At 64.5% G+C, this 15,264-nt stretch carries 13 protein-coding genes and 4 pseudogenes; 6 read left to right on the forward strand and 11 right to left on the reverse strand.

Translation table 11 applies throughout. From position 1 onward, the window contains the following. Positions 1-78 precede the first annotated feature (78 nt). Complete coding sequence (locus ABSY19_RS05460; protein ID WP_291112790.1) at positions 79-990, forward strand: DMT family transporter; 912 nt, start codon at positions 79-81, stop codon at positions 988-990. A 10-nt stretch (positions 991-1,000) separates the two neighbouring features. Here ABSY19_RS05460 and ABSY19_RS05465 read toward each other — a convergent pair whose 3' ends face one another. Further along, positions 1,001-1,969, reverse strand: coding sequence for a LysR family transcriptional regulator (locus ABSY19_RS05465; RefSeq protein WP_382159920.1), 969 nt, complete (start codon positions 1,967-1,969; stop codon positions 1,001-1,003). 141 nt (positions 1,970-2,110) lie between these two features. Between ABSY19_RS05465 and ABSY19_RS05470 the strand changes: the two genes are divergently transcribed. Together ABSY19_RS05470 and ABSY19_RS05475 are read left to right on the forward strand one after the other, a co-directional pair. Further along, on the forward strand, positions 2,111-3,070 hold the full coding sequence (locus tag ABSY19_RS05470; RefSeq protein ID WP_382159922.1) for a Bug family tripartite tricarboxylate transporter substrate binding protein: 960 nt from the start codon (positions 2,111-2,113) through the stop codon (positions 3,068-3,070). A gap of 94 nt (positions 3,071-3,164) precedes the next feature. Beyond that, a complete protein-coding gene (locus tag ABSY19_RS05475; RefSeq protein WP_382159925.1) occupies positions 3,165-4,313 on the forward strand; it encodes an iron-containing alcohol dehydrogenase in 1,149 nt (382 codons plus the stop codon). Positions 4,314-4,430: 117 nt separating this feature from the next. Here the strand turns inward: ABSY19_RS05475 and ABSY19_RS05480 are convergent, their stop codons facing one another. The 4 genes and pseudogenes from ABSY19_RS05480 to ABSY19_RS05495 form a co-directional block, all read right to left on the reverse strand. Next, the gene (locus tag ABSY19_RS05480) at positions 4,431-5,240 is read right to left on the reverse strand and encodes a helix-turn-helix transcriptional regulator (protein ID WP_382159928.1); all 810 of its coding nucleotides are present in this window, start codon (positions 5,238-5,240) and stop codon (positions 4,431-4,433) included. A gap of 97 nt (positions 5,241-5,337) precedes the next feature. Next, positions 5,338-6,327 (reverse strand): Bug family tripartite tricarboxylate transporter substrate binding protein, encoded by a 990-nt coding sequence (locus ABSY19_RS05485; protein WP_382159931.1) that lies wholly within the window; start codon positions 6,325-6,327, stop codon positions 5,338-5,340. 34 nt (positions 6,328-6,361) lie between these two features. Beyond that, a complete protein-coding gene (locus tag ABSY19_RS05490) occupies positions 6,362-7,411 on the reverse strand; it encodes a Rieske 2Fe-2S domain-containing protein (RefSeq protein ID WP_382159933.1) in 1,050 nt (349 codons plus the stop codon). A 487-nt stretch (positions 7,412-7,898) separates the two neighbouring features. Continuing rightward, a pseudogene (locus ABSY19_RS05495) lies at positions 7,899-8,162 on the reverse strand (IS30 family transposase); the annotation flags it as partial. Between the two features lie 109 nt (positions 8,163-8,271). Here ABSY19_RS05495 and ABSY19_RS05500 point away from each other — a divergent pair. Continuing rightward, positions 8,272-8,529, forward strand: a pseudogene (locus ABSY19_RS05500) (IS21 family transposase); the annotation flags it as partial. Positions 8,530-8,628: 99 nt separating this feature from the next. Here ABSY19_RS05500 and ABSY19_RS05505 read toward each other — a convergent pair. From ABSY19_RS05505 to ABSY19_RS05515, 3 genes are all read right to left on the reverse strand, one after another. Next, the gene (locus tag ABSY19_RS05505; protein ID WP_382159936.1) at positions 8,629-8,847 is read right to left on the reverse strand and encodes a hypothetical protein; all 219 of its coding nucleotides are present in this window, start codon (positions 8,845-8,847) and stop codon (positions 8,629-8,631) included. Positions 8,848-8,976: 129 nt separating this feature from the next. After that, positions 8,977-10,107, reverse strand: coding sequence for a hypothetical protein (locus tag ABSY19_RS05510; protein ID WP_297400186.1), 1,131 nt, complete (start codon positions 10,105-10,107; stop codon positions 8,977-8,979). Continuing rightward, complete coding sequence (locus ABSY19_RS05515; protein ID WP_297400184.1) at positions 10,104-10,418, reverse strand: DUF4224 domain-containing protein; 315 nt, start codon at positions 10,416-10,418, stop codon at positions 10,104-10,106. Before ABSY19_RS05515 ends, ABSY19_RS05510 begins: the two co-directional genes overlap by 4 nt. A gap of 154 nt (positions 10,419-10,572) precedes the next feature. Between ABSY19_RS05515 and ABSY19_RS05520 the strand changes: the two genes are divergently transcribed. After that, positions 10,573-11,334 (forward strand): hypothetical protein, encoded by a 762-nt coding sequence (locus ABSY19_RS05520; protein WP_297400182.1) that lies wholly within the window; start codon positions 10,573-10,575, stop codon positions 11,332-11,334. Positions 11,335-11,497: 163 nt separating this feature from the next. Here ABSY19_RS05520 and ABSY19_RS05525 read toward each other — a convergent pair. The 3 genes and pseudogenes from ABSY19_RS05525 to ABSY19_RS05535 form a co-directional block, all read right to left on the reverse strand. Next, positions 11,498-11,656 (reverse strand): annotated as a pseudogene (locus ABSY19_RS05525) (aldo/keto reductase); the annotation flags it as partial. A 467-nt stretch (positions 11,657-12,123) separates the two neighbouring features. Further along, positions 12,124-12,297, reverse strand: a pseudogene (locus ABSY19_RS05530) (transposase); the annotation flags it as partial. Between the two features lie 129 nt (positions 12,298-12,426). Continuing rightward, complete coding sequence (locus tag ABSY19_RS05535; RefSeq protein ID WP_297400180.1) at positions 12,427-13,926, reverse strand: catalase; 1,500 nt, start codon at positions 13,924-13,926, stop codon at positions 12,427-12,429. Positions 13,927-14,523: 597 nt separating this feature from the next. Here ABSY19_RS05535 and ABSY19_RS05540 point away from each other — a divergent pair. Then, positions 14,524-15,051, forward strand: coding sequence for a cupin domain-containing protein (locus ABSY19_RS05540; RefSeq protein WP_382163695.1), 528 nt, complete (start codon positions 14,524-14,526; stop codon positions 15,049-15,051). Positions 15,052-15,264 lie beyond the last annotated feature (213 nt).

Raw genomic sequence — 15,264 nt, forward strand, 5'->3', positions numbered from 1 at the left:
TTCCACTCATCAATCCATGCCCCATCCGGCATCAATCGCGTGCCGGGACACCCGGGACGCCATGCATACTTTGACGCCATGAGCCCCACCCTCGTCCTGGAATTCCTGCTGCTGGCCGCCCTGTGGGGCGCCTCCTTCCTGTTCATGCGCCTGGGCGGCGCCGAGTTCGGCGCCCTGCCCACGGCCGGCCTGCGCGTCGCGCTCGCCGCCCTCTTCCTGCTGCCGGTGTTCTTCATCAAGGGCGTGTGGGCCGACTTCCGCTCGCGCGCCCGGCCCATCCTGTTCGTCGGCCTGCTCAACTCCGGCATCCCCTTCGCCCTGTTCGCCTACGCCGTGCTGCACATCCCCACCGGCCTGACCTCCATCCTCAATGCCACCGTGCCGCTGTCGGGCGCGCTGGTGGCCTGGCTCTGGCTCAAGGACCGGCCAGGCGGCTCGCGCATGCTGGGCCTGGCGATCGGCTTCGCCGGCGTCACGCTGCTGGTGATCGGCAAGTCCGGCTTCAGCGCGGCCGGCGTGGTGAGCGACGGCCCCGTGGCCAGCACGCTGATCGCCATGGGGGCCTGCCTGCTCGCCACCCTGTTCTACGGCATCGCCGCGAGCTTCACCAAGCGCTACCTCACGGGCGCCCACCCGCTGGCCACCGCCACCGGCAGCCAGATCGGCGCGGCCCTGGGCCTGGCCATTCCCACCGCCTTGCTGTGGCCCAGCCAGCCGGTGAGCAGCACCGCCTGGGGCGCGGTCGCGGCCGTGGCCCTGCTGTGCACGGCCATCGCCTACATCATTTTTTTCCACCTGATCGAGAAGGCCGGCCCGAGCCGCGCGCTGACCGTGACCTTCCTGGTGCCGGTGTTCGCGCTGGTCTACGGCTCGGTCTTCCTCAACGAGGTCATCACGCCCTGGATGATCGGCTGCGGCGTGGTCATCGTCTGCGGCACCGCCCTGTCCACCGGGCTGGTGCGGCTGGGCTGGCTGGAGCGCGCGGCCTGAGGGCGCGCGGTCACTTCGCGGCCGATGCGCGTGGGAGGGCCTTGCCCGCCGAGGGCGAGCCGGGCAGCGCCAGCGCCACTTCCTCGAGGTAGCCGGCCAGCACCTGCGCCTCGTCGCTGAGGGGGCGGATCGCCGAGCGGTAGATCTCCGTCCCGAGCTCGATGCGCGGCCGGAAGGGCCGCGTCACGATGTCCGGGAAGATGCCGGTGGACAGCAGCATGGGGTTGATCAGCCCGATGCCCACGTTCTGCTGCACCAGCGCGCACACCCCCATGGAGGTGCTGGCGATCGTGCCCTGCCCCACCAGCACGCCGGCTTCCTGCAGCGTGGCGCGCACCAGGATCGAGGTGGGCGACTCCTCCGGCAGCGCGATCACCTCGGCGTCCACCAGGTCCTGCGGCCGCACCAGGGCCTTGGCCACCAGGGGGTGGCGCCGGTGCATGGCCACCACCAGCAAGTCCTCGGAGATGGTGCGGCGCTCGCACAGTTCCACGGCGCTGATGGTGTTGGGCGCGGGCGGGTTGGTGACGCCCAGGTCGACCTCGTGGTGGGCGACCAGCCGCAGCACCTCCGGCGGACCCTCCACCCGCACCCGCACCTTGACCTCGGGGTGGCTGAGCTTGAAGCGCTGGATCGCGCCGGGCAGGATGGCGATCAAAGGGGGCGCGTGCGCCGCCACCGTCACCGTGCGGTTCGAGGCCTGGTCCAGCGTGGCGGCTTCGGCCAGCGCCCAGGCCAGGTGGTTGGCCGCCTGCTCGGCGCGCGGCAGCAGGCGGCGGGCCGCGGCGGTGGGCTCCAGCCGGCCACCCTGGCGCGTGAACAGCTCGACGCCGGTCTCGCGCTCCAGCAGGCCCAGGGTCTTGCTGACAGCGGCCTTGGAAATGCCCAGCTTGAGCGCGGCCTCGCCCAGCCCCCGGCTGCGCATCACCGCGGTGAAGATCTGGAAATGGCGGCCGTTGAGCAGCGAGGACACAGGCATGGGAAGGCGAAACGTGGGTGGTGGTCAAGGGCGAAATCGTCAACCAGAGGTTAACAAGAAAGTGCCTTGCGCTCCCGGGTGCCTCCCTAGAATTTCCCTCATCCCCTTCACCCATTCCCCCAAGAACCGAGGTAGTCCCCCGTGATCCGACAACTGCTCCCCGCCCTGATCGTTTCGGCCTTTGCCCCCTTCGCCGCGGCCCAGTCCTTCCCCTCCAAACCCGTGACCATCGTGGTTTCGGTGCCGGCCGGCGGCACCATCGACGCCATCGCGCGCATGGTGGCCAAGGACATGGGCGAGGCCCTGGGACAGCCGGTGGTGATCGACAACCGCGCGGGCGCCAACGGCAACATCGCCGCCGAGTTCGTGCGCCGCGCGCCGGCCGACGGCCACACGCTGCTGATGCTGGCCTCCAGCACGCTGACGCTGGGCCCCTACGTCATGGACAAGGTGCCGTTCGACCCGATCAAGGACTTCGCGCCCGTCGCCATGACGGCCGGCCTCAACATGGCCCTGCTGGCCCACCCCAAGGTGGGCGTGAGCGACGTCAAGGGCCTGGTCGAAAAGATGAAGGCCAGCCCCGGCAAGCTGAACTACTCCTCCACCGGCAACGGCTCCTTCCCGCACGTGGCGGGCGCCCTGCTGAACCTGGAGACCGACACCCAGGCCGAGCACCTCGCCTACAAGGGCTTGGCGCCTTCGATCCAGGACCTGCTGGCCGGCGTGGTGGACTTCACCTTCGACTCGGGCAGCGCCATCCATGTGAAGGCCGGCAAGCTCAAGGCGCTGGCCGTGATCGGCCCCAAGCGCGCGGCCGCCCTGCCCGACGTGCCCACCTTCCGCGAAGTGGGCCTGCCCGAGCTGGAGAAGATCAGCGGCTGGCACGGTGTCTTCGCCCCCGCCGGCACGCCGGACGACGTGATCCGCCGCCTGAACGCCGAGATCAACAAGAGCCTGAAGAAGCCCGCCTCCATCGAGCGCGTGCAGGCCATGGGTTTCGAGAGCGTCACCACCACCCCGGCCGAGCTCGGCAACGTGCTGCGCAAGGACCACAAGACCTACGGTGAGCTGATCACGCGCACCAAGATCTCCATCAACTGACCGCCCGGGCGCGCCGCGCCCCTCCCCCTCGTCTGTGAACGACATCGCCCGATCGACGGCGAGGGGCCTTGCTTCGCCTTTCATTTCCCGCTCCATGCCCAGCTTCCAATTCGAAACCCCACCCCGCATCGTCTGCGAGCGCGGCGCGGCCCTGCGACTCGCACCGCTGCTGCAAGGACGCCGGCATGCCTTCGTCGTCACCGACGCCGGCCTGGTGCGCGCAGGCCTGATCGACGCCCCGGTGGCCGCGCTGCGCAAGGCCGGGCTGCGCGTGACGGTGCACGACAAGGTGGAGGCCGACCCGCCCGAGCACGTGGTGCTCGCGGCGGTGGACGCGGCGCGTGCCGCCGGGGCCGACTGCGTCATCGGCCTGGGCGGCGGCAGCTCGGTGGACACCGCCAAGCTGGTCGCGCTGCTCGCGGCCAGCCCCCAGCCGCTGGCCGACATCTACGGGCCGCAGCGCGCGACCGGCCCGCGCCTGCCGCTGATCCAGGTGCCGACCACCGCCGGCACCGGTTCCGAGGCCACGCCCACCTCGGTGGTCTCCACGCCGGACCACCAGAAACGCGGCGTCATCAGCTCGCTGCTGTACCCCGATGTCGCCGTGCTGGACGCCCAGCTGACCCTGGCCCTGCCGCCCGCGCCCACCGCCATGACCGGCGTGGATGCGATGGTGCACGCCATCGAGGCCTACACCACCCGCCACCTGAAGAACCCGATCTCCGACGCGCTGGCGGTGCGCGCGCTCCAGCTGCTCGACCGCCATCTCGGGCGCGTGATCGCCCAGGGCGACGACATCGAAGCGCGCGAAGGCATGCTGCTGGGCTCGATGCTGGCCGGCATGGCCTTCGCCAACGCGCCGGTGGCCGCGATCCACGCCCTCGCCCACCCGCTGGGCAGCCACTTCCACGTGCCCCACGGCCTGGCCAACGCCCTGGTCATGGTGCCCGTGCTGCGCTTCAACCTGCCCGCGGCGCGCGCGCGCTACGCCGAACTCGCGCGGGCACTGAACCCGGCGTTGCACGGGGCCGGCGATGCTGAAGCGGCCGAGGCCTTCATCGCCACCATGGCCGGGCACGTGGCGCAAGCCCCGATGCCGCAGCGGCTGCGCGAGGTGGGCATCGCCGCCAACGACCTGCCCATGCTGGCCGATGCCGCCATGGGCGTGCAAAGGCTGCTGGCCAACAACCCGCGGGAGCTGAACCAGACCCATGCCCTCGTCCTGTACACCCAGGCGCACTGACGCCGAGCCAGAGGCGCTTCTACTGGGGTTTGAATACATCGCCCAGGCCCTGGTGCCTCTGACCAAGGCACGCCCGCCTGGTCAGGGGTCCAGGCAACGCGATCGGTCGATGTCCTGTCAGTTCGACAGCAGCAGCAACTCGCTGCGCGCCTCGATGCCCAGCTTGATGTAGGCGCGTTTGCGCAGGGTCTGGACCGTGGACGGGGCCACGCCCATGTCCGCGGCGATGGCGTCCACACTGAGACCGTCCACGATGCCCACGCAGACCTCGCGCTCGCGCCCGGACAACCGGGGTGCCCGCTCCAGCAGGTTCTGCTCGACCAGGGCCTTGCGCGCCTGCGCGTGCAGGCGCTGCCGCCGGACATGCAAGGCGTTGAGGTGCACCTTGCGAAGAATGGGTGCGATGGCGGTCAGGCGGTCGATCTCCATCGGTGCAAAAGGCCCGCAGGACACATCGCGGTAGAGGTTGATGGCAAACGCGGTGCGGGCGACCGGCGCGTACAGGAAGCTCAACCGGCCCGTGAGTTTCGAATGTTCAAAAATCTCCTGCCGCCAGCAGATGTCCGGAATGTCCTCCAGGCCATAGTGCACCACGGTCACGTCCGGCGAGGGATGCACATCCTGCTGGACCCGGCCCGCCAGGTGGGTCACCTCGTCCAGCTGGCTGTACTGCCGCTTGTAGCGGGCAAAGCACTCGGCCGTGATGTTGGGCAGGTGGTCCCCGTGCGTGCATCCATCCACCTGCGAGGGCACGGCCCCCGAGTACTCGACCAGGGAGAGGTAGTCCACCTCCACGTGCGCGTTGATGAAGTTCAGCAAGCCGCGCCCGGGTGCGGTGCTCGTCGGCACATCGAGCAGCAGGTTCATGGCCGCCGCGTCCACGTGGTGGCCGGGCGGTGGCGTGAGGACATTCCAAGTGGAGCGCATGGCGCAGCCAGTTTGAAACCTCGCCGAGAGGGCACCAATAGGGCTTACCCGGTCGGCTGCCGCGCGGCCGCGGGTCGACCTGCCCGGCGCCGTCTGCTTACTGCGCCACCAGCCCGAAGTCCTTGATGCGCTTGAGGATCACCTCGGCTTCCGCGCGGTGGCTGGCCTCGAACTCCCTGGGGGTGCTGTTCATGATGTCCAGGCCCCGCTCGTTCATCAACCGGCCGACTTCGGGGTCCGCCAGAATCTTCCGGATCTCGTCCGCGAGTTTCTTCACCACGGGTTCGGGCGTCCTGGCCGGCGCGACGAAGGCGATGTAGACGGCCGCATCGAACAAGGGGTCGTCGAAACCTTGCTCCCGCATGGTCGGGACTTGCGGCAGGGCCGGCGACCGCTCTTTGCCCATGATGGCCAATGCGGTCACCTTGCTCGCCAGCACGTGCTGCTTGGCCAGCCCGGCCGAGGTCAGGCCCACGCTGACGGTTTTCGACAGCAGATCGGCCATCACCGGCGCCTCGCCGCGCTGCGGCACATGGACCATTTCGGCACCGATGATGCGATTGAGCTGTTCACCCGCCAGATGGCCCAGGCCACCGGGCCCCCACGAGCCATAGGTCAGCTTGCCGCGCTGCTCGGCCGCGTAGCGCCTGAAGTCGGCCATGGTCTTGACGGGGAGGTCCGCATTCGCGGAAATCACCGCCGGGCTGCGAACGGCTTGCGTGATGTAGCTGAAATCCTTGAACGGGTCGTACGACAGCGTCTTGTACATCGCCACGTTGTTGATCAGGGTGTCGCCCAGGGTCACCAGCAGCGTGTACCCGTCCGGCGCGGCGCGCGCCACCTCGGAAGCGCCCAGGGCACCGTTAGCCCCCGCCTTGTTGTCCACGATGACCGGTTGGCCGAGTTGCTTGGACAAGCGCTCACCAACGGTTCTGGCGACAAAGTCCGTCGCGCCGCCGGCGGCCGCGGAGGCCACGATGCGGATGGGCTTGTTCGGGAACGCGGCGGGCGCTTGAGCGAGCACCGCGAAAGGCAGCGCGGCGGCGCCGACGAGCGCCAACAGGCGAAGGGTGGTTCGACGGATCATGGGGTTGTCTCCTGGATGGGGGTGTTGTTCTGTTCTAGGCCGCGACGACCGCCGGGCGAGCGGGCGCGCGCTCGCGCTCCTTCGCCAGCTCGCTGTCCACGAGGCGGCGAAACTGCACCAGCGCGTGGTCCATCGCCATGGGCAGCATGGGCGCGGCGGGATCGAGAAGCAGGTTCCGGTACTGGGCCGTGATGATCGAGCGGTCTTCCTCGAAGGCGGCGAGCAGTCCCTGGAAGATGGTGGCCGTGGTCCCGGGAATGGGCGCGGGCGCGTGGTAGGCCTGCTGGAAGAAGTAGTGGGTGGAGCTTGCCGTCTCGGGGGTCAGCGTCTGGCAGCTGTGCAGCCGCACCGCGCCCGCCATGTCGCCCTCGGCCTGGCCCGTCGGGCGCCCGCCGGAGTCCATGATGAGGGTGCCGGGCAGCAGGAAATCGTAGATGAACCAGCGGTCGACGTTGCCTTCGAACTCGTGGAACGAGCGCCAGTACGCGGAGGGCGGCACGTCCGGCACGTGGCGCGTGACCCGGATGCCCTGCGGCACGCGCTCCACTTCGGGTTTCGACTGGGCGATCCGCGTGGAGCCTCCCAGGGTGTTCTCGTGCACGTACGACAGGTGCGAAAAGTCCAGCAGGTTGTCGCAGATGAGCATGTAGGGCGTCTCATAGTGCAGATAGCCCGGCTGGTAGTGCCACTCGGGGTGGTCGCAGGAGAAGTTGTCCGGCAGCAGCGAGGTGTCCGCGAGACCCGGATCGCCCATCCAGACGAACACCCACCGGTTCCGCACGGCAACGGGGTAACTGCGCACCTTCGCCTTGATGGGGATGCGGTCGAGGCCTGGCGCTTCGACGCAGGCGCCGTCGGGCGAGAACTTCAGCCCGTGGTAACCACAGCGCACGCAGTCGCCCTCGCGCCGACCGGCGGAAAGTGGTGCGAGGCGGTGACAGCACCGGTCTTCCAACGCGACGGTCTCGCCATTGGCCAGGCGGTACAGGAGCAGCGGCTCGCCCAGAATGACGCGGGAAAACAGGCCTTGTTCGGGGATCTCGTGCGCCCAGGCGGCGACGTACCAGCAGTTTCGAATGAACATGTCGTTGGCTTCCATCGTGGATGGATGCCAATCTAGACGAGGGTCATTCGGCCGTCTGTCCTCCGCTTGAAGGACAGCGCCGGAACATCGGGTGCCAGAAACCAAAATGGGCTACGCGATTTCTCACGTAACCCATTGATTTATTTGGCGGAGTGGACGGGGCTCGAACCCGCGACCCCCGGCGTGACAGGCCGGAGGATGAACTGAGCATTCATGCGGCCTCGGACATGATTTCTGTTCCAAAAACTGGAAATTCGGTGCAGGAATGACGCGGGTTCTGCAAGGACTATTCCAAAAAAACCGATGGCGCAATGTGCCTCAACTGTGTCCGCGCATGCGCTGCGGAGCATTGATCGATGTCAAGCAGCTTGATCTTGTGAGACACGTCAAGGGACCTATCCGCAAGCCGAGTGGCGCTTCTGCACCCATCCTGGGAGGGCATGGCCTCTTGCGGCTACCCTAGCAAAGGCGGCTATGAGTGGCGGATTCAACCGGTCGATGCAACAGATTCGCTGAACATTTCAGCGGGGGTGCGGAAGCCAAGTGTCTTGCGTGGCCTCTCATTCAATTGTCTCGCGATTGCGTTGAGCTGAAGCTGTGAGAAACCCGAGAGATCTATGCCCTTCGGCATGTACTGCCTGAGGAGCCCATTGGTGTTCTCGTTGCTGCCGCGTTGCCAAGGACTCTGAGGATCACAGAAATAAACTTGGATGTCGGTGGCCATCGTGAATCGCTTGTGACCATGCATTTCGGTGTTGTCTTCCACTGAAAACTGACCCAGTTAGAGCATCAATTTCCATTGAAAGCTGACCCACGTGAGAACCCTATCCTGCTGCTTTTAGCAGCAGGAGATTTCAGGAGTGATAGACGTGGCGACACTGAGTGTCATAAGACGCTGGGCACTGCGCGAGCAGATGTCCATCCGCGAGATCTCCAGGCGTACAGGCCTGGCTCGCAACACCGTTAAGAAGTACCTGCGGGCGGGCGATGAAGAGCCCCGTTACGCCAAGCGTGCGAGCTCCAGCAAGCTCGATCCTTACGCTGAAAAACTCTCCACCTGGCTGTCGATCGAGGCAACAAAGTCGCGCAAACAGCGGCGCACTTTGCTGCAGCTCCACACACCCTAGATCTGAAAAGGAGAAAACGAAGCACTTATCCACACCGTGAGCTACTTTGCTCACAAAGCGGGTGGGTCAGTATTCGATGGAAATCTCGGGTCAGAGATCAGTGGAATTCAACACACACATCCGCTCAGACGACAAGGAGATCGGGACCACATCACTCTGTTGGAAGGGTCCGCCGACCCCGGTGTCCGCGAAGACGGCGTTTAACTTCACCAACTTCTTGATTCGCGCCTTCACCCAGAGATGAACAGCCTGGCGAGTGATCGCCACCCTTCTCGGAGGCTCGGCGAGCCAGTTCACGATGTCCTGCATGGACTGACCCTCGCGGGTCATGAGCAGGACTTCCCTGGCGTAGGGCTCCAGCACCCTGCCCTTCGGGCCTGGCTTCGACCCTCCTGCCGGGTGCGCAGAATTGATGTTCGACACTTCGCGTCCTCCCAATCAGCCAGCCGGCTTGGCGATACGCACGCGTCGCCGGTCGTAGACCTGCCGCACCATTCGCTCGCTGCTGTGCATAGTCGCGTCGACCACATCGCGGTCGCCTCGAGCCATCTTGTCGCTGACACCTTTGGGGCGGCAGTCCTGAAGGGAGAACTTCGTGAACGCGACCTTGCGGTCCCCGGCCTCCTTCATGCACTCGGCCATGAGCTTTGCGAGGGTCGCCTTCCAGCCTCCCTTTGTGTACCGCTCGCCGCTCATATTTCCGAACACATACCAGTCGCCCGCAAGTTCACGGCGTTTAGTGGCGAGCGCTTCGTCGATGGTTACCCTGAGCGCCGGGCTCCATTCAATGAGGCCAACCTTCATTGCCTCACCGCGCTGCCGCTTCGCAGCCTGCCACTCGATGCCGTCTTCGCGAATTTGCTGGCGTGTCAACCCGCGTACCTCGACCGAGCGCCGCACGCAGAGAAACGCAGTCTTGAGCGCCAACGCGACGATGTGCTGAGGGCCACCCATGCGCCTTCCGACCTCGACCGCGAGGGCGAGTTCGCCGTCGGTCACATAACGGTCGGTTTTCTGTGTTGCCAGCTTCTCGACGCTGGCGAACGGGTTCGCCTCAATGCGTCGCGTGCGCACGGCGAACTCGAAGATGACGCGACCCAGCGCAATTTCCTTGTTTCCCTTTTCCGCGCGAGGACGAGGCTGACCATGCTTGTCCCGAGCGAGGAGGCAGGCATCGAGGTAGTCGTATGCATCGCCTTTTTTGATGTCGACGACGCGCCACGCTCCCCAGGCCTTGCACAGCATGGCCGCTTCGCGCCTGTTCTCCTTGAGCGTGCTGTCCGCTCGCTTCTGGACGGCTAGTGCAGGAAGTCGCTCCTGCCATACGAACCATGTGTCGCATAGCGCCTGGAAGCTATCGTCCGAAGGCTTGCCGAGCCGCAGGGTTGCAGAACGGCTGGTTGCTTCACTACGCAGGTCGAGGATGCGCGCTTTGTCGGCAATGTCGCACTGCAACCGGAACTCCCAGCTGCCGTTCGGATTCTTGTAGCCAATGGAGTAGCGGAGCTTGCCCCGTCGTTCATAGACGCGGAATGGCAATCCGTCGGGCCGGTCCCTGCGGCGGATCACAACGACCCCGCCGTCATGAACGAGTAGTTGGCTTTCTTCGTGCGCTCAGGCTGAATGCCGGACAACCGCGCGTCCCGATACGCGCGCAGAACTTTCGGGATATCGCCACGGCGTGCAGGCGGTTCATGCACCCACCCGCGTGACTCGAGCCACACGCTCATGCGCTTGGGTTGCATCGTGCCAGTGAGGGCGCTGAGCTCCTCGCGAGACATGAGATCGTCAAAAGGGCGTGGAGCGGCTTCGCCATCAGATAACGAATAGTATTTGTTATCTGCAAGAGCGACCTGGAAATATCCTGAGCGGCGATTCATCTAAAGTTTAACTGCTAGACTTGATACCAGAGAGCATAACTCTTCGCCACGCATCACAAAGCAGTCAATTCTATTCGTTATATCGTATTTGTTACAACCAACAGGAGCATCAATGGGAAGAACAACCAGCTGGCTAGCCGAACAACGTCCTGCAATGATCGAGATCCTTGCTGAAATGGAGCGCAACTCTCCGTACGCAGGCGGCGGCGAAACCCACGGCGACTTGGGCATGCTGCTTATGCAACTTTCGCGCGTTGCGGCCGGCACAGGTGGGCGCCCACGGTCACTACAGGCAATGCGCCAAGCGTGGTGGAGGTGGACCACCGATGGGCCTCAAGCAGCGACGCCGCCCATGCAGGACTTAGCATTGATGGTTCGCCACGCCAAGAACCACGGCTGGCTACAGCAGTTGAAGCAGCCTGACTGCTTGTCGCTCGTCAGCAGGCTGATGGAGGAGCTGAACAAGAAGCGAGCGTCACAATATCGGTTGCGAGAAGTCGCATGGGGACCGACGGTGCGCATCGCGGTTGAGGGCTTCGCCGACTTCCTCGAAGCGCGGATTTCTCAGCACGCGGATGGGGATGGAGAGGCCGTCATCTTTCCTGACCCAATGATGGTTCAGGAAGAGGTAGAAACGATGCTCACGGAAGTAATCGAGCGGGTGCTTATCAGTCTCGATACACCACGTGAACTATTCAAGGATCCGCACGAGACGGACTCCTTCCTTCAGCCGTTTGAAGGCTGGCCTGACACGTTTCGAAAACTTGCGTCGAATATGTCTGACATCCTGAACAGTGCAGCGAAGGAGTACGAGAACTTTGAAGCCTCGTACTTCCCATCGCCAGCCGAGTCAAGCAACAGCCCGCGTCGGATCAATCTCTTTGGCGCACGGCCGATCGATCCTGAAGAGGAATAGACCCTGTCTTCTGTCCACAAGATGCAGCAGTACCCGGGTGTGACTTTTCAACCTAGCACCACCTTGAAGTTACGCCCCGCCAAGAGACAATAGTCCACCATTTGTCCCCTTTGGACTGAGCGCAAGTGACGCCAAATGAAGGCACTTGCAGGGTTCGGCGGGTCTTGGCCTGCTGGATGAGATCCTTCACCGTTCCAGCAACATCCTCGATGGGCACATCTGGATCGACGCGGTACTGGCATAGCGGATCGATGTAGTCGGTCCGCAAGCGCTTCAACATGCCGTCGACAGCGGCCCGTATGTGCTCGGGTCGGCTGTTCACGCGACCAGAATGTGCGTCGGCCTCAGGGTCGATGTCCCAGTCAAACTTGCTGCGCATTTTTTCCCACTCTGGTTGTAGTTCTGGCCGAAGGTACACGCGCATTCGAGCGGTGCACGGTGCTTCTTGCACCGCTGCACATGATCGCGACATCGGCCACGGCCGTCCAATTCCTTTTCGCTTGGCAACCTCTTCGTACCGGGAATACCGTTGCAAGGTTGACCGAGGCCGGTGTGGGTGGACGACGCTGGCCACCCACACCTTAAAACTGAGGTTGAAACTGATGTAACCGCAGTGCGGTTCACGTTGGCCCATGCTCGCCCTACATTGTCGAACGCCCTAGGGAAGGTCTGCACAATCCCCGTCGCGACGAGGGCTGATGCACGAGGTTTCAGATGGCGGCATCTGAACGCCGATCCGGGGTGTTCGAGGGCCGATTTGCGGCCCATTGCGGGCCCCGTGGGGCGCACCTATCCCCGGGCCTCCTTCAAGAGCGTTCGGCGCACCATCCACAGATTGGAGAGCGCGAACAGCGTGTGCAACTGCGCCGTGTTCTTGGCAAGCCCCCGATAGCGCACCTTCACATGCCCGAACTGGCGCTTGATGTCACGGAACGGGTGCTCCACCGAACTCAAGACACTAGCTGGTCGGACGCGCGCCCACGCGCACCATCAGGGCGTCATCTTGCTCTGCGGCAGCGTTCTCGGCGCTGCACGCGCGACGTTCCAGCCGCCCGCACGTGCAGTTCGCCGAAGACGAAGCGCCGCAGCGCCTCAACCTTCTCCCATCCCTTCCGCGGGCTTGCCGGTACTGCCGGTGCGCACCTTCTGCTCAATGCGTTTGCCGACGTCGACGTCCACACTTTTCCAGTAGTCGAAAGCGCGTTCGAGCACGGGGCTGCGCACCCCGCCCAGCAGACTGCCAACGACCTGGTCCACCAGCGCCTGGCGCTGCGCATCGTTGAACACCTCGCGCATCAGGATGCCGGGCTGGGTGAAGTCGTCGTCGTCCGCGCGCAGGGTGTAGGCGCTGCGTACCATCTCGCCGTCGGCCTCCCAGCCATCATCAGCCTTGCCGGTCTGGTCGGCCCAGGGCCGGCCACCGCTGTTGGGCACGTACACCGGCGCAGCACCACTGTGGTGGTAGGTCATCTGACCATCGAACATGTAGCTGTTCACCGGCACCTTGGGCTGGTTGACGGGCAACTGGTGGAAGTTGGTGCCGATACGGTTGCGCTGGGCATCGGCGTAGGCGAACGCGCGGCCCAGCAGCATCTTGTCGGGCGACAGGCCAATGCCGGGTACGGTGTTGCCTGGGGAGAACGCGGCCTGCTCGATCTGGGCGAAGAAGTTCTCGGGGTTGCGGTTCAGCGTCATGGTGCCGACCTGGATCAGCGGGTAGTCCTTGTGCGACCAGGTCTTGGTCAGGTCGAACGGGTTGATGCGGTACTTCTTCGCATCGGCATACGGCATCACCTGGACCGACATCACCCAGCGCGGATGCTTGCCGGCGGCGATGGCGTCGAACAGGTCCCGACGGTGGAAGTCGGCATCGCTACCGGCCATGGCGGCGGCTTCGGCGTTGTTGAAGAACGCCATGCCCTGCTGGGTGTGGAAGTGGTACTTGACCCAGAATTTCTCGCCGGCCGCGTTGATCCACATGTAGGTGTGGGAACCGTAGCCGTTCATCTCGCGCCAGCTGCGCGGCAGGCCACGCTCGCCCATCAGGTAGGTCACCTGGTGGGCGGTTTCCGGGTTGTTGGTCCAGAAGTCCCACTGCATGTGGTTGTCGCGCAGGCCGGAGTCGGGCAGGCGCTTCTGGCTGCGGATGAAGTGCGGAAACTTCATCGGGTCGCGCACGAAGAACACCGGGGTGTTGTTACCCACCAGGTCGTAGTTGCCTTCGGTGGTGTAGAACTTCAGCGAGAAGCCGCGCACGTCGCGCCAGGTGTCGGGGCTGCCCGACTCGCCGGCCACGGTGGAGAAGCGCGCCAGCATCTCGGTGGACGCGCCTTTCTGGAACAACGCCGCCTTGGTGTACCTGGAAACGTCCGCGGTGGTCTCGAACACGCCGAAGGCACCAGCGCCTTTGGCATGCGGTTGGCGCTCGGGCACCTTCTCGCGGTTGAAGTGCGCCATCTGCTCAAGGAAATGCACGTCATGCAGGACGATCGGGCCATCCGCACCAATGGTCAGCGAATTGCGGTCGCTGACCGCGGGGGCGCCAGCGCCTGTGGTGGATGCAAGAGGCGTTTTGTTGACTGAATTTGTCATCTCGCGATTCCTTTTTTCGAGGGGGAATGGGACGGTGCATGTTCGCAGGAATCTGGCGCCAGGGAATGGGGGTTTCCATGACACACGCGCCACTCGATCAGCTCTTCCACGACCCATGGTTATGGGCTGCCGCGTGCCTGGTCTTTGCCGGTCATGGCGGTGGCCCGCTATCGGTCGATCGAAAGCTCCTGAGAAGGAGTTCTGAGCCAGGTTGCGATGACGACGCGGGCGTCAACGCCAGAGCCGCTCGACGCCCGTCGGGTTCTCCCCGACCACGGGACCGATGATGTCTTCCATGATGCCCCAGAAGCGTTCGACGCGGGCGCGGCCGGACATGCAATCGGAAGCCAGCGGGGTTCGTGTTCGGTGACCGACGAAGTCGACGCAGTCAGTGATTGACAGCACCCCAAGGGTCAAGATGTGATGAACGGCCGTATACGGCGACTCCGCCCCCCACCACCCATTGACCTGCATCAAGGGGGTTCAGCAGCTTTTTGGCTCCAATTGTTTTGGGATTCATAAACGACACATCGATTCACGAATGAATCGATTTCAGCATTGAACGCATCCAAACTGACATTGAAAAAGGAAACCGATATGAACACCGCTGCCGCCCAACGCCCAGCCATTCGGCCACCCGCCGATATGAACTTGGCCCAATGGATGAAGAGCCGCATGGCCACCCGAGCCACTCGACGCTATGACTGGGAAGCGCTGAAGTTCCAAGCCGACCTGGACCCCAAATACCGCCGAGCGCAGATGCGCTATGTGGGCACCGGTGCCACTGGCGTTGCCGATGACGCCGACACGGTGCAGGCCGAGCATTTCACCTTTTCAACCATGATCCTGCCGGTGGGCGCTGAAGGCCCGTTGCACATCCACACTGATGTGGAAGAGGTGTTTTTCGTGTTGCGCGGTCGCGTGAAGCTGATCGCCGAATTGGACGGCGAGGCCTGGGAAGCCGAAGCTGGTGAGCGCGACCTGATCTCCTGGCCGGTGGGCGTGTACCGCGGCGTGGTCAACATTGGCGACGAGGAGGCGCTGATGTGCGTCATCGTCGGCGCGTCCAAGCCCATCACACCCACCTATCCGCCCAGCCATCCGCTGTCCAGGATAGAGCGCTGAGCCCGCGCCATGAATGTCGCCGGCTCTCGACAAGAGCACCTTCGGCAGCAGCAAACTGGTGAACTGCGGCTAGTCGACAGTGACGGCAACAACGGCGACGGGCGCGAATAGCTGGCCGTGCCAGACCTTTTCCGGGGGCGTTCCTGCTGTCATCGGCAGCATGTGGTGACGGTGCCGGGGTACTGGTGAGTGGCATCTGTGCAATCGCCCGCC

Origin of the sequence: Hydrogenophaga sp. ANAO-22, from assembly GCF_042466645.1 — a bacterium.
GTDB lineage: Bacteria > Pseudomonadota > Gammaproteobacteria > Burkholderiales > Burkholderiaceae_C > Hydrogenophaga.